15 protein-coding genes are annotated in these 14385 nt (G+C 67.1%); 5 read left to right on the top strand and 10 right to left on the bottom strand.

What is annotated here, in order from left to right; translation table 11 throughout:
• Positions 1-864: an alpha/beta fold hydrolase gene (locus BST10_RS09930; RefSeq protein WP_083037614.1), complete on the bottom strand. Its 864-nt coding sequence runs from the start codon at positions 862-864 to the stop codon at positions 1-3.
• A 137-nt stretch (positions 865-1001) separates the two neighbouring features.
• On the opposite strand from BST10_RS09930, the gene BST10_RS09925 reads away from it, so the two are divergent.
• The 5 genes from BST10_RS09925 (at position 1002) to BST10_RS09905 (ending at position 5392) form a co-directional block, all read left to right on the top strand.
• Complete coding sequence (locus BST10_RS09925; protein WP_083037655.1) at positions 1002-1703, top strand: IclR family transcriptional regulator; 702 nt, start codon at positions 1002-1004, stop codon at positions 1701-1703.
• A gap of 28 nt (positions 1704-1731) precedes the next feature.
• On the top strand, positions 1732-3351 hold the full coding sequence (locus BST10_RS09920) for an FAD-dependent oxidoreductase (protein WP_083037613.1): 1620 nt from the start codon (positions 1732-1734) through the stop codon (positions 3349-3351).
• Between the two features lie 98 nt (positions 3352-3449).
• Positions 3450-3881, top strand: a complete 432-nt coding sequence (locus tag BST10_RS09915) for a hypothetical protein (RefSeq protein WP_083037612.1) — start codon at positions 3450-3452, stop codon at positions 3879-3881.
• Positions 3882-3977: 96 nt separating this feature from the next.
• Positions 3978-4772 (top strand): hypothetical protein, encoded by a 795-nt coding sequence (locus BST10_RS09910; RefSeq protein ID WP_083037611.1) that lies wholly within the window; start codon positions 3978-3980, stop codon positions 4770-4772.
• The gene (locus tag BST10_RS09905) at positions 4769-5392 is read left to right on the top strand and encodes a twin-arginine translocation pathway signal (RefSeq protein WP_083037610.1); all 624 of its coding nucleotides are present in this window, start codon (positions 4769-4771) and stop codon (positions 5390-5392) included. The genes BST10_RS09910 and BST10_RS09905 overlap by 4 nt, the downstream gene beginning before the upstream one ends.
• A 21-nt stretch (positions 5393-5413) precedes the next feature.
• Here the strand turns inward: BST10_RS09905 and BST10_RS09900 are convergent, their stop codons facing one another.
• From BST10_RS09900 to BST10_RS09860, 9 genes are read right to left on the bottom strand one after another with little or no spacing between them, the layout of a single operon-like run.
• Complete coding sequence (locus BST10_RS09900) at positions 5414-5881, bottom strand: hypothetical protein (protein WP_083037609.1); 468 nt, start codon at positions 5879-5881, stop codon at positions 5414-5416.
• 38 nt (positions 5882-5919) lie between these two features.
• On the bottom strand, positions 5920-6339 hold the full coding sequence (locus tag BST10_RS09895; RefSeq protein ID WP_083037608.1) for a hypothetical protein: 420 nt from the start codon (positions 6337-6339) through the stop codon (positions 5920-5922).
• A 15-nt stretch (positions 6340-6354) separates the two neighbouring features.
• Complete coding sequence (locus tag BST10_RS09890; RefSeq protein ID WP_083037607.1) at positions 6355-6861, bottom strand: Rv2253/PknI dimerization domain-containing protein; 507 nt, start codon at positions 6859-6861, stop codon at positions 6355-6357.
• A gap of 17 nt (positions 6862-6878) precedes the next feature.
• Positions 6879-8423 carry an MCE family protein gene (locus BST10_RS09885; RefSeq protein WP_083037606.1) on the bottom strand — a complete coding sequence of 515 codons (1545 nt, stop codon included), beginning with the start codon at positions 8421-8423 and terminating at the stop codon, positions 6879-6881.
• Complete coding sequence (locus BST10_RS09880) at positions 8424-9587, bottom strand: MCE family protein (RefSeq protein WP_083037605.1); 1164 nt, start codon at positions 9585-9587, stop codon at positions 8424-8426.
• Positions 9584-11038, bottom strand: a complete 1455-nt coding sequence (locus BST10_RS09875; RefSeq protein ID WP_083037604.1) for an MCE family protein — start codon at positions 11036-11038, stop codon at positions 9584-9586. The genes BST10_RS09880 and BST10_RS09875 overlap by 4 nt, the downstream gene beginning before the upstream one ends.
• Positions 11035-12129: an MCE family protein gene (locus tag BST10_RS09870; RefSeq protein WP_083037603.1), complete on the bottom strand. Its 1095-nt coding sequence runs from the start codon at positions 12127-12129 to the stop codon at positions 11035-11037. The genes BST10_RS09875 and BST10_RS09870 overlap by 4 nt, the downstream gene beginning before the upstream one ends.
• Positions 12130-12175: 46 nt before the next feature.
• Positions 12176-13204: an MCE family protein gene (locus BST10_RS09865; RefSeq protein ID WP_083037602.1), complete on the bottom strand. Its 1029-nt coding sequence runs from the start codon at positions 13202-13204 to the stop codon at positions 12176-12178.
• Positions 13201-14373: an MCE family protein gene (locus tag BST10_RS09860; protein ID WP_083037654.1), complete on the bottom strand. Its 1173-nt coding sequence runs from the start codon at positions 14371-14373 to the stop codon at positions 13201-13203. Before BST10_RS09860 ends, BST10_RS09865 begins: the two co-directional genes overlap by 4 nt.
• Between the last annotated feature and the right edge of the window lie 12 nt (positions 14374-14385).

The following is a 14385-nucleotide window of genomic DNA, read 5'->3' as shown; positions in this document are numbered from 1 at the left end:
CTAACGCCCCAGCAGGAATTCCAGGTGCAGGCGGTTGAAGGTCGCGGGGTCTTCGTACTGCGGCCAGTGGCCGCAGCCCGGCATCAGCTCGAACCGGGCGCCCGGGATCATCGAGGCGATCCGCTTGCCCTCCTCGACGTCGGCCGTCGGATCGTCACTGGTCCAGACCACCAGCGTCGGCGCGGTGATCTTGCCGTAGTCCCCCGGACCCAGCAGATTGCGGGCGCGGATCTCGGGATCCTGCAGCGCCATGATGTCGCGCATCGCGTCGATGAATCCGGGCAGCCGGTAGATCCGCTGCCGGCTGGCCACGATGTCGTCGTAGCCCTTGGACTTGTCGGCCATCAGCCACTTGATGCGGGCCTGCACCGTCTCCCAGTCGGGGTTCTCCACCGCCGCCATCGACAAGGTGATGATCCGCTTCATCACCTCGGGATCGGCCTGGGAGCCGCCCGCGGTGTTGAGCACCAGGCGCTGCACCCGGTCCGGGTGGTCGATGGCGGCGCGCGCCGCCACCCAGCCGCCGAGTGATTCACCACTGATGCTGGCCTTGGGCGCACCGATGGCGTCCAGCACATCCATCAGGTGCGCCACGTAGTGGGGAATCTCCAACGGATGACCGGGTTTGTCGGTGTAGCCGTGACCGAGCATGTCCACCGACCAGGTCCAGAAGTGCTCCGCGTGCGCGGCCAGATTGCGGACATATGCCTCGGCGTGCCCGCCGGAGCCGTGCAGCAGCACCAGGACCGGCTTGCTCGGGTCGCCCGCCCGGAGGTAGCGGGTGCGCACCCCACCCGCATCGAGATACCCCTGCTCGAACGCAACGCCCTGAAGATCACTCCAGATGCTCTCGAACTCCGGCACCGGCCACCTCTCCTTGTGCTGTCACGGAAATGCAGTTCTCATTTTCCGATATTGAAGCGTGCTTTTATCGCACATGGATGTACGTTATATTGAAGAGCATCACTCTCTAATGGGTGGATGTCAAGGAGGCCGACCTGATGACCAGGCTGAAGCCCGACGGTGCCGCCGATGCCGCTCCGGGGTCGCAGACCCTGGCCCGCGGACTGGCCGCGTTGCAGGCGGTGGCCACCGCACCCGACGGGCTGACCATCCAGCAGGTCGCCGACCGGATCGGCGTCCACCGGACCATCGCCTACCGGCTGCTGAACACCCTGACGAGTCACCGATTGGTGGCCAAGGGCGAAGACGGCCGGTTCCGCTCGGCAGCGGCGCTGGCCGTCCTCGGCGCCTCGTTCGACAACAATGTCCGCCAGCTGAGCCTGCCGACGCTGCGCGCGCTCGCCGACGAACTCGGCACCACCGTGTCGCTACTGGTGGCCGAGGGCGACCAGCAAGTGGCCGTCGCCGTGATCGTGCCCACCCAGGTCGGCTATCAGTTGGCGTTCCACGAGGGCAGTCGCCACCCGCTGAGCCTCGGCGCCGCCGGAATCGCGTTGTCGGCCGCCATGCCGCGGCGCCCGGACGAACGCGACGTCGTCCAGCAGACCCGTGAGCGCGGCTGGGTGGTCACCCACGGCGAGATCGAACCCGGAACATTCGGTCTGGCGGTTCCGGTCCGTCGCCGGCCTCCCTCGCCGCCCACCTGCATCAACCTGATCTCCCACCGCGAGGACGTCGTGTTGCGCGGTCGGGATGCCGTGCTCGCGGCGGCCGACAAACTGTCTGAGATCCTCAGCTGAATCCGCTGCGCCCGAAAGGAAGACGTCATTGACAGTCGGTGATTGGGACGACGAGTTCGACGTGGTGGTACTGGGTACCGGCGGGGCCGGGCTCACCGCCGCGCTCACCGCAGCGGTCAACGGCGCCTCGGTCGCCGTCTACGAGAAGTCCGCGACCGTGGGAGGCACCACCGCCGTCTCCGGTGGCATCGCCTGGATTCCCGCGCATACCCGGGCCCCCGGTTTGACCGTCGAGGCCGCCCTGGACTACCTGCGGGCGCAGTCGTTCGGCGCGATGGACGACGAGCTGGTCTCGACGTTCGTACGCACCGGCCAGGAGATGGTCGACTTCGTCGAGAAGCACAGCGAGGTGCGCTTCGAAATCGCGTCCGGCTTCCCGGACTACAAGCCGGAGTTGCCCGGCGGACGCCCGTCCGGTGGCCGCTCACTGAGCCCATTGCCCTACGACATCTCCCGGCTGGGTGCCTGGCAGGACCGGATCACCGCCTTCCCTGCCGACTACAGCAATGTCGGATTCGACGCCGAGACCCGCGCCCGGCTGCATGCCGATATCGGCACGGCGTCGGACAACGTCTGCGTGGCCGGCACCGCGCTGATCGCCGGGTTGCTCAAGGGTGTGCTGGACGCCGGGGTCGCCCCGGCGACGGGCTGTCGCGGCGTCGAGCTCATCGGTGATGGCGGCGATGGCCGTATCGCCGGCGTCCGGGTGGACGCCAACGGGACGTCGCGGCGGGTGCGCGCCCGCCGGGGCGTCATCCTGGCCAATGGTGGATTCGAGTGGGACACCACTTTGGTGGAAGCCTTTCTGCGGGGGCCGATGCGGGGCGCGGTGTCACCGCCGAACAACACCGGCGATGCGCTGCGCATGGCCATGGCACACGGCGCCGACCTGGCCAACATGGGCGAGGCGTGGTGGGTTCCGATCGTCCGGATCCCCGGCGACACCATAGACGGCCAACAGCGCAGCCGCAGTGTGCGACTGGAGCGCACCCGGCCGCGCAGCATCATCGTCAACCGGTCCGGACGGCGGTTCGTCAACGAGGCATGTGACTACAACTCGATGGCCGGCGCCTTTCACTACCTGGAGCCGCGCGGCGGCTACGTCAACGATCCGGCGTGGATCGTCTTCGACGCCGAGCACCTGCGCCGGTACGGGTTCCTCGGCGTCGCCCCCGGCGGTGCGGCGCCGGAGTGGTTTTGCGAGTCGCCCGACCTGGCGGCGCTGGCCGCCCGAACCGGCATCGAACCGGAGGGTCTGGCCCAGACCGTGGCGGCCTGGAACCGCGGCGTGGCCGCCGGCGCCGATCCCGAGTTCGGGCGCGGCGCCAGCGCCTACGACGGGTACTGGGGCGACGATCAGGCGGATACCCCGGCCGGTCGCACCCTTGGGCCGCTCGACACCGCGCCCTACTACGCCGTACCGCTGTCGGTGGGAGCGATGGGCACCAAGGGCGGTCCGCGCACCGACGCCGACGGTCGCGTGCTGCACGTCACCGGGCGGCCGATCCGCGGCCTGTTCGCCGCGGGCAACGCGATGGCCGGGGTGACCGGCCGGGCCTACGGCGGCGCCGGCGGCACGATCGGACCGGCGATGGTGTTCGGCTTCCGTGCCGGACGCGCGGCGGCCACCGGCGATTCGTGCGTCTGACGAGCAGCACAATTCGCCCGCCGCCGCCCAACCGGAAATGCTATTCTTCTCCGCAAAGAATTTGAGTCTTTGGCAGGTGAGCGCACCCGGAGGAGCCCGTGACAACCAGGAAGTTCTCGGCGTCGCCCCTGGTTCTGGGCCTGGCGTTCACCGGCGCGCTTGCCACCGCCGCCCCGGCTCCCGCCGACGACTCGGCACCCCACCGGGTGCGCTACTTGGTCAGTGCGACCGAAACCGCCCAGGCGAACATCTACTACCGCGAGGTTCAGCCGCCCAACTTCGGCGAATACAGCCACAACCCGTACCAATACAGCCCGCGTGCCGACGTCACGATCGGGCCGAACCAGCCCTGGATCTTCGAGACCACCCTGGCCGACCCGCAGAACTGGGCGATGGTGGTGGTGTCGCTGCCGGGGATGCATCCCCAGCTGGCCTCTCCCGGGTTCGTCTGCGAACTGCGCATCGACGACGTCGTCGTCGCCACCGACGCCGGCACCAAGGGGGCGCTCTGCTCGCTCCGCACCTGGTGAGAGACCCGGTGCTACCGTTTCGGAGCGGGCTTGCGAGAGTGCTTGGCCTTGTGGGGGGCCCTGCCGGAGCTGGGTGGACAACGGACAGGAGGGCATATGCCGTCGCGTGATCCGGCGAAACCGGGTGGTGGTGGAAAGCACGCCGCCAAGCGCACCTCGAAGGATGCGCTGACGCTGGCAGAAGCCGAGGCGAAGGCCGCCGAGGCTGCAGCGGAGTTGGCCCGCGCCCGTGCCGAGCTGCTCAAAGCGCAACAGGGCTCCGAATCGAAACCCAGCCAAGCGGTCGACCCGGAAACCGCACCGGACGTCGAGCCGGCGGGCATCGAAGCCGATGCTCTGGCGCCGGGTGTCGACGAAGGTGCCGTCGATGAACCGGCTGAACAACCGCACGGGTTCATCGGCATCCGCAGACAACTGGGGTGGGTGGCGGCGACGCTGGCCGTACTGGCAATCGGCGGCTTCCTCGCCGTTGATGTGCTGATGCTGTCCCACCATCGCGACGTTGCCCAGCGCCAGCATCAAATGGGCGAGTACGCCGCGGCCGCCCGTCAGGGCGTGGTCACGCTGATGTCACTGAACTACGAGACAGTCGACGACGACGTCAAGGCGATTCTGGACAACTCCACCGGTGAGTTCAAGAAGGATTTCGAAGCCCACGCCGGCGACTTCGCCAAGGTGGCCCGCGAGTCCAAAACCGTCACCTCGGTTGACACGGTGGTCTCCGGCGTGGAATCGATGTCGGACAACGAGGCGGTGGTGCTGGTCGCGGCCACCACGAAGGTCACCAATACCGCCGGAGCCAAAGAGGAACCCCGCAGTTGGCGCCTGACCGTGCACCTGGCCCGCGAGGGCGACCAGGTCAAGATGTCGAAGGTGGACTTTGCGGCATGAGCGAATCCGACAGTGATGACGTGACACCCGAAGCGGTCGAGGACGATTCCGTGACTGCCGACGCCGACGTCGCGCCCGCCGATCCGGCGGCAGCGGAGTCACCTGCCGATCAATCCCAAGCCGGCCCGACGGTCTCAACGTCGCGCTGGATCGCTGCCACCCTGGGCTTGCTGCTGTTGGCGTCAGCGGGGCTGGCCGGCTGGCTGTACTTCGGTGTGCTCCGGGCAGATCAGCAACTCGGACCCGCGGCCGAGCAGGCCGTGATGGCCGCCGCCGCCGACGGTGCGGTCGCCGTACTGACGTACGCACCGAAGACGATGGAGCAGGATTTCGCCGCGGCCGAGAGCCACCTCACCGGTGACTTCCTCTCGCACTACACCGATTTCACCCAGAAGGTCGTCACCCCGGCGGTCAAAGAGAAGGAGGTGCAGACGATCGCTGCAGTGGTTCGCAAGGGCATCGTGTCGTTGCGTCCCGGCTCCGCCGAGGTGCTGATCTATCTCAACCAGACCACGATCAGCAAGACCAACCCCGACGGCTCCTACTCGATGAGCAGCGTCAAGGTCGGCTTGGAGAAGCACGGCGGCCGGTGGCTGATCTCCTCGTTCGATCCGGTGTAGGCCAACCCGCTTGCGGGGGCGCTACATCCGCACCAGCGCGAACGTCCAGGTGTTCACCCCGCCCGGACCATTCATACAGCCCACCTCGAAATGTGATTCGACGACGCCGGCCAGTGTGTTGGCATCCCAGGTGTAGGTGTCGCGGGTCGGCATCGACGGGCCGAACGGGCAGGTCAGACCGTTGGGGTAATCCGAGGTGAACGAGTACTGACCGTCCACCAGTTTGGCGGTGCCGCCGTAGTATCCGCGACCGAAGAAATGCGGTCGGTCGATCGCGCTCACCTCAACACAGCCGGCCGGCAGGTCGTCGAACTTGCCCATCGTCTCGCACGGGTAGGCCGCCCACACCCACGTCGCATCGGTCCACCGGTTGCTCAGCACCTCGTAGTTGCCGTAGCGCATATCGGCCGCGGCCGTCGGTGCCACAGCGGTGGCGCCCGCTGCAACCATCAGCGCGCCGAGCGCTGCACCAACAGTGGTTCGCATCATGGGTCGGACTCCCTCGACTTGCCAGGATTGTTGTGTCGCTAGAGGTCTCCGCGACGCCACCGGGCCTCGCCGTCGGCAACGCAGGCCAGGAAGAGTCCATCGGGCGCCTGCGCCACCTCGCCGACGTACTCGTCGCACCTGCTGTTCTCCTCCTTGATGCCGTGCATCTCCGGGGAACGGAACCAGCGCGGCTCGTACCGGCGGGGCGATCCGCAGTACACCAGCCTGCCCGGCAGGGTCGACGGCCCTGCGACAGCGGACCCGAAGACGAAGTAGGTGGTGTTGGAGCACGGCGCACCCAGCACGACATTCGGCGCGATTCCCGGTGTGCACGCCGGGACGTCGCACATCGGCACGTAGGGGTCGGCCACCGACGGCGCCGCCGAGGTCACCGCGGCCACCGCCCCGGCGGCCACAGCAGCCGCGGCGAACGTCATCATCACACGGGTGTTCCGCATCGTGTCTCCTACCGACTAAAGCCGCCGCACGCTCAGCGGCATGGTGATCACCGTGGGTTGGTTGCGTCCACAGGCCCCCGAGACGCCGATCGTTCTGTCGTAGCCGACCAGCAGGTCGATGTTGCGTTTGTCGTACTGGCCGTTGGAGTCGCTGCCCTGGAACTGGTAGCGCTGCCGCCCCGGCGAGGTGGTGCCGTCCGGGCAGGTCTGCCAGTTCTCATGGAAGCGGTCGACGATCCACCGCGAGGTGCGAAATTCCAGCGGCGCGGTCCAGCCCTGGTCGCTGCTGACCTGGCCGGTACAGACGTGCGCGTTCTCGCAACTGGAGCTGAACGTCCACACCGACGAGACGGTGACTTCGTCCATGAACACTTCGTTGGTCTTGGCCCAGTCTCCGCTCGAAGTGACCCGGTAGGGGCCGTTGAGCTCGAAGCCCAGGGCGGCATGCGCCGGCGGCGCCGAGGCCATCCCGGCAACAAGCCCGAACGCCGCTGTCGCGGCGGCTAATTCGCGTACCTGCATGTTATGTCCTCCTTCGGCTAGGACGGCATCAGGTCGGTCCACGTCTTGGGGCCCGAACCGGGCACCAGGTTGGTCTGCTGCTCGTAGCGCCCGTCGGGGGTCATGTACTTGCCGGTGTTCGGGTCATAGGGCAACACCGCCACCGGTGGCCGCTGCTCAGCACTCCCGTCGTGCCCGGCGAACGGCGGCGGCGGCGCCGGAACCTCGGGCCGGGGGGAATCCGGTGATGTCCCCGACGGGGTGGCCCACGGCGGCAACGGGGTGCCCCCGGTCGGGGCGAAGATCCGGTCGTTGAAATCGGCCCGGTCGTCGATCGGGATGCCCTGCTTGAGCAGGTTCGGGTCGATGGGTCCGGGTCCGGTGAGGTGCTGACGCATCGCGATGGGCACGAACCCCTTCGGGTCGTCGCACAGTTCGACCGTGGGCGCGCGCTTACCCGGGTGCTCGATACACGGGAAGTTGCGGGCGCCGCGCACCGACACGGGGGAATCCTGCGGGAGTTTGCAGTACAACCCATCGGGGGTGTCGATCGTGGTGGTGTCGGCCGGGGAGCGCCAGGAGGAGGCCGGCAGAAACCCCACGGTGCACGGGTTGGGGTCACCGAAGGTGAGGGTGAAGTCGCCCTGCGGCAGACCGGTCGGGTTGTTCTTGGGCAGACCGAACGACTGCTGGGCCGCAATGTATCCGGGCAACAGCACCATCAACTGTTCCAGCGATGGGTTGTAGACCATCAACACCTGCCCCAGGGTGTTCAGGTTCGCCAGCAGAATCGGCAGCGTGGGCTTGAGATCCTGCATCAGACCGGACACCTCCTCGGCGAATCCGGGACCGCGCTGCAAGATCGCGCGCAACTGCGGGTCGTTGACGGCGACCTGTTCGGAGATCCCGGCCACGCTGCGCGCCCAGGTCCGGATCGCGTCGGTGCTTTTCTCCTGGGAGTCCAGCAGTGGCGCACCGTCATCGACCAGCTTGCGCACCTTGTCGGCGACCCGGTTGGCGTCACCGCTGATCGTGGTCGCCGAATCCAGCAGTGATTGGAAGTCGTAACCCGCGCCGTCGAAGGCTTGGAAGGTCTCGTCGAGCAAGTCGCTGAGCCGGTCCTTGGGGATGCTGTCGACCAGGGCACTGACCTGATCGAGCATCGGACCGACCTGTTGGGGCACTTGCGTGTCGGACGCCGCGATCACCGAGCCGTTCTGCAGGTACGGACCGCCGTCGCTGCGCGGCAGCAGATCGACATACTGCTCGCCGATCGCCGAAACGCTACGCACCGCGGCGGTCAGATCCGCCGGGATCTTCGGTGATCGACTCAGCGACAACGTGGCGCGCACGCCGCCCGGCGTCAGCTCGACGTTGGTGACCGTGCCGATCTGCACCCCGTTGTAGGTGACGTTGGAGAATCGGTAGAGCCCGCCGGTCTCCGGCAGGTCCAGCTTGACCGTGACCCGGCCGATCCCGAGCAGGGTCGGCACCTGCATGTAGCCGAAGATCATGGCTGAAACGCCGATCACCGATGCTATGAGGAACAGGGCCAGCTGAATGCGTACGAAGCGTGTCAGCATCTATCCACCGCCTCCCGACCCGAGGGTTCCCGGCGGTAAGCCCTGGCTCGAAGCCTGCAGAATCGGTTCTTGCAGCGGGTCGTAGGAATAGTTCAGATACCACGGGTCACCGGGCGCCGGAACGAGTTTCGCATCTTCGTCACCCCACTGGGTGCCGGCGAACAGCGCCCGCTTGAGTCGCGGTTTGGTGAGGTCGAAGACGGCGAACAGGTTCAGGAAGTCACCCCGCACGGCGCGCTCGATCGCATTGGGCCCGTACGGGAAAGCCGAGGCGTAGGCGACCGCCGAGTTGAGCTCCGGGCCGATGTTGGCCAGCGACCGCAACGCCGGTTCGATGTGGATGAGGTCGGAGACCAGTTCGCGCCCAGAATCATTGACCAGCCCGGCCGACAGGTCGCCGAACTGGCCGAGTTTGGTCAACGCGGTGACGAACTTGGGTCGCTCCTTGATCAAGACGTCGATGGCCGGAGGAATCTTGTCCAGCGCACGGTGGATGGTGTCGCGCTGCCCGGCGAATGCCGTGGCCGTCCGGTTCATCTCACCGATGGCCTCGACGATGTTGTTCCGCTGCCGATCCAGCGCCCCGGTGAAGTTGTCCAGCCGGACGATCAGATCGCGGATGTCGGCCTCCCGTCCCGCCATGGAGGTGCTGAAGTTGTGGATGATGTCACCGATCTGGCCGAGCCCTCCCCCGTTGACGATTACCGCCAGCGACGAAAGGGTCTGCTCGGTGGAGGGGTACGTCGACGAGTCGCTCAGCGGTATGGTCGCGCCGGGTGCCAGCCGCCCCGTCGGCTGCTGCCCGATCGGCGGATTGAGCGCCAGATGCATCGAACCGAGCAGGCTGGTCTGCCCGACGGTCGCCACCGCATTGGCCGGGACCTCAACGCCGGGGTTGACCGCGATGTCGACGTTGGCGTGCCAGTCGGTGACGGTCATCTTGCCGACGCTGCCGATCACCACATCGGAGAGCATCACCGGCGAATTGGATTCCAATGTCCCGACATTGGCCAGCCGGACGGTGAAATGCTGCGCTCCGGAACCGCGGCCTTGAACGCCCGGCAGCGCCACCGAGTTCAGACCGCCGAAGGCGCAGCCGGTCGTGGTGGCGGCGACCACGAGGGCAAGCGCCGCGCTGCGCCGCAGTGAGCGTAGACCGATCATGGCGAGGGTGTCCCTTCCGCCGGCAACGGACCGGGCAGACCGGGCGGCGGGCCCGGAGGTGGCGGGCCGGGCAGCAGCATCCCGTCGAAGGTGGTCGGACTGGGCAGCGGCACTCCGGGGTTCAGTGGCGGTGTCGCTGCGGCCGGCAATCCGTCGGGCGCAAGGGAACCGCGCGGTTGCAGCGGATCCGTCCAGCCCGGCGGCGGCGGGACGTCGCCGTGCAGCCCGGTGTAGGCCGAGATCGACGGTTCCTGTTCCGGCAGGCTTCCCGGGTGCTCGGCGTGCGGCATCAACGCCGGGTCGGTATAGATCAACTTCTCCGGGCTGGCCGCCTTGGTCAGATACGGAGACATCGGCAACGGGAGCCCGTTGAAATTCAGCAGCCGCATGGCCGGCCCGAGGTACCCCTCGCACAATTTGCCGGTCTCCGTCGACGTCACGTTGCCGATCGCACCGGTCATCGTGCAGATCGCCTGAACCGGGTTGCTGAAGTTGGCGAACGCGAACGAGCCCACCGGGGTCCCGCTGGTCACGTTGTACATATTGAGTGTGTTGGCGATCGCGTTCGGGGTGATGTGCAGGATATTGCGGATCGCGTTCTTCGAATCCACCAGCGTCTGGCTGACGGCGGCCACACCCCGCAGCGCCTCGGCAGTTTCGGCGCGGCTCCCCGCCACGAAATCCCGCACCGTGTCGATCGCGCCGGCGAAGTCGGTGAGAGCGGCATCCAAGTTGGATCGGCTGTCGTTGACCACACTGGTCAACGTGGCGAGCCGCGACTCGAACACCACGATCTGCTGATCGCTGTCACGCAGCGCCGTCACGAACGTCTGCAGGCCCGTGATGATGTCGACGATGTTTCCGCTGCCCTCGGCAAAGATCCGGGCCATACCGGAGAGTTGAGCCAAGGTCTCGCGCAGTTTGGCGCCGTTGCCGTCCATCGCATTGGCCGCACTGTCGATGAAGCGCGACGCCGACGTTCCCGAAACACCGCTGCGCGGACCCAGTTCCGCGGCAAGCCGGTTCAATTGGGTCTTGACCTCATCCCACTCGACCGGGACCGCGGTGTGCTCACGCGGGATCACCGCGCCGTCAGGCAGGGTCGGCCCGTCGCCTCGATGGTAGGCGGGGGTGAGCTGGACGAACCGCGCCGCCACCAGGTTGGGTGCGACGATGACGGCTTTGGCGTCGGCCGGGATCGGCACCTTGCGGTCGACGCGCAGGGTGAGCTTGGCCTGGGTGCCCTGCGGTTCGATGCTGTCGATGGTGCCGACCTTCACCCCGGCGACCCGGACCTCGTCACCGGGATAGATGGCGGTTGCGGTGGAGAAGTACGCAGTGATCTTGGTCGGCTTCAGCACGGTGTGCCGGATCAGGATGCCCGCGCCCGCCAGCACCAGCAGCGCCGCCACGGCGGCCGCCGCGATCTGCAGTGATCTACGAGTCTTCATCGGGGCGGCAGGTCTCCTGGTTGCGGAATCCCGTTGATCGGGAACGGCAGTTCGGCACGCGGCCCGGCATTGTCCGGCGGTTGCCCGGCGTCGACGCCGCGCCGGAAGCCGAAGATGTAGTCGAAGAACGGCTGGAACAGCTGCGGCAGGAACAGGTTCGGAACGTAGGCGCTGTAGTAGGACCCGTTGGACACCGTCTCGCCTTGGGTGAGTTCGTATTTGGCCAGACCGGGCAGCGCCTTGGCGAGGTTGTCCCGGTTCTTCTCCAGGATCTTGTTCAGCTCGATGATCTTCGCCAGCGTCGGTTTGAGCTGTTCGTTGTTCTGGGCGACGAGTTCAGACAGCTGCCGCGACACCGCCGACGTGCTGACCAGCAGGTTGACGATCGCCTGCCGACGGGTGTTGAGCACGTCGACGAGGCTGTCGGCGTCCAGGATCAGCGAGTTGATCTGCTGGCTGCGTTCGGAGAGCACACCGGTGAGCTCGGCGGCCGATTTCAGCAAGTCGGCGAGGCCCTCGTTGCGGCTGTGGACCGCCCGGGACAACCTGCTCAGGCCGTCGAACGTCGGCCCCAGCTGCGGCGCGATCTGGTCGATGGTGTCCGACAGGGTGTCCAACGAACGGTTCAGTGATTCGGTGTCGGTGCCGGCGGTATTGGACGTCAGTTCGCCGACCGCGTCGACCAGCGAGTACGGCGACGACGTGCGGGTGAGCGGGATGACATCCAGCGGGCGCATCTTGTCGCTGCCGGCGGGCTCCACCGTCAGCACCCGCTCGCCGAGCAACGACCCGGTGCGGATGTGCGCGGTGGTCTGCGAGCCCAGCGGGTACTTGCCGGCCAGCGTGAACGTCACCAGAGCGTCGCCGTTGTCGAGTGCGACATCGGTGACCGAGCCGACCTTGATCCCCGACAGCGTGACGTCGGCACCGGTGCTCAGGCCACCGGCTTCGGCGAACCGGGCCTGGTAACGCACGCTGGTGGCCCACTGGATCAACTGTTCGGGCTGCAACCCGATCGCGACGATGAAGGCCACGACCACGATGCCGATCAGGCCCATCCTGCTCAATTGGCTGCCGCGGTATTTCAGCATCGGTGGCTCCCCCGCTGTACCGGCGCAGCGGCGGGCAGCACGCCGCTCAGTCGGTGTCGCTGCATCGGCCCTCCTCCGCTTTGATCCAGGGGAATACCGCCGTCCGGCCCTGGGTGTCGCTGACCCGGACCTGCACGGCGCAGATGTAGTACTGGATGAATCCGCCGTAGGCGCCGAGCCGGATAGCCTTGCGGTAGTTCTCCGGCGCCTTCTGTATCGACATGTCCAGGCCGGCCAGATCGGCGTTTATCGCGGTGGTCAACCGATCGACCTGGGTGATCGTGTTGGTCAGTGGATCGCGGGCGTTGCCGAGCAGATCGGCCAGCGACGCGGTGCCGCGGTCCAGGGCCGTCACCGCGGTGCCGATCGGGTCGCGGTCGGCCGCCAAGCCGGCGACCAGCTTGCCCAGTCGATCGATCGCCCCGGAAAACCGCTTGTCGCCGTTGGACAAGGTGGCCAGCGTGGCGCGCAGTTGGTCGATCAGGGACTCGATCACTTGGTTGTTGTCCGCCAGGGAGTTCGAGAACGACGATGTCCGAGACAGCAGTGAGTCGATGGTGCCGCCCTGGCCCTGCATGATCTGGATCAGCGATGCGGTGAGCGAGTTGACGTCCTGTGGGTTCAGTCCGCGGATCACCGGCTTGAGGCCGTTGAGCAGCAGGTCCAGATCCAGTGCGGGCGCGGTCCGCTCCAGCGGGATCTCCGAGCCGACCGGCAACAGCCGGGTCGAGCCGGGCCCGTCGGTCAGTTCCAGGTAGCGGTCGCCGACCAGATTCAAGTAGCGCACCGCGGCCTGAGTGCCGGTGGTGAGCGAAATGTTGCGGTCAGCCTGGAATTTCACCAGCACCGTGCCGTCCGGGCGCAGCGCGACGCGACCGACGGTGCCGACCCGAACGCCGGCGACTCGCACGCTGTCCCCGGCTTTCAGCCGGGAGGCGTCGGAGAAGACCGCCTGGTAGCCCGCCGTCGGGCCGGTCCGGACCTCGGCGAAGATCGCGAACAGAAAGATCGTGGCCAGCACCATCACCACGGCATAGATCCCGAACTTGACCAGTGGCCCCATGTCGCGTCTCATCCGGGCATCCCCACCTGGGCGCTGTTGCGGGGCGGTCCGCCGATCGGCCCGAACAGCGCCTGCTTGAGGCCGTCGGAGTTCAGCAGGATGCCTTGGTTGCCGTATTCATACGGGTTGGCTCCGACATCGGCGATCAACGCGGGCACCCGGTATTCGGGCGGTACGTCGGGCAGGCCCAGTTCCGTGCAGTAGGAGCGGTCGGAGCGGGCCGCCACCTTCGGTAGGTGGTCGGGGTAGCGGTAGCGTTCCTTGGCCAGGGTGAAGCTGGCGGTGATGATGATGCCGGGGACGTTGAAGGGCGGGGATTTGGCGAACGGCACCAAACCGCCGATCGAACAGCCGAGTTCGTCATTGTATTTGTCCAGCAGTTGTGCGGTCGGCTCCAGCACCCGCGTCAGGTCGGTCAGTCCCTGCCGGTTCTCGCCCAGTACCTCGTTGCCGGTATCGGCCAGGCCGATGGCGCTGAGCAGGAAGTTGTCCAGGCTGTTGCGTTCGGCCACGATGCTTTCACTCATGGTGCTGGTGGCGTTGAGCGCAGCGGTGAGATCCGGCGCCGCATCGGCGTAAGACCGAAACACCGGTGGCATCGTGGCGGCCTCATGTTCGAGGGTGTCCAGGCTGGGCTCGAGCTCTGCCAGTAGCTTGTCGAAGTCGGTCAGCGCCTGCCCCAGTTTCTGCCCGCGTCCGTTGAACGCCGTCGAGACGGCGCTGAGCGTTTCGTTCAGCTTCTTCGGGTCGATCTTGTCCAACACCCGCACCAGCTGTTGGAACACCGTGTTGATCTCGACGGTGACGTGCTCGCCGGCCAGCACCTGACCGGCGTGCAATCTGGTCGCCTCCGGGTCCGGGGGCGCCACCAGCTCGACGGATTTGGCCCCGAACACCGTCGTGGAGGCGATTCGGGCGGTGACGTTCGCCGGGATCAGCCGCAGCTGGTCGGGTTGCATCTCCAGTCGCAGCACGGCGGTGCCATCCGCCAGCGGCTCGATGGACCCGACCTTGCCCACCTGGACGCCGCGCAGCTTGACCTTGGCGTCGGGGTACATCACCAGACCGGCGCGCTGGGACAGCACCGTGACCGGCACCGTGCGGGTGAAGCTGCCGCGGAACAGCGCGATCGGCAGCGCGACGAGCGCCGCGATCGTCAGGATCGTCAGCAGCCCGATCATCGGCCGCACATA

Origin of the sequence: Mycolicibacter algericus DSM 45454, assembly GCF_002086455.1 — a bacterium.
Classification (GTDB): Bacteria; Actinomycetota; Actinomycetes; order Mycobacteriales; family Mycobacteriaceae; genus Mycobacterium; species Mycobacterium algericum.
This window is presented reverse-complemented; position numbering and strand designations above follow the sequence as displayed.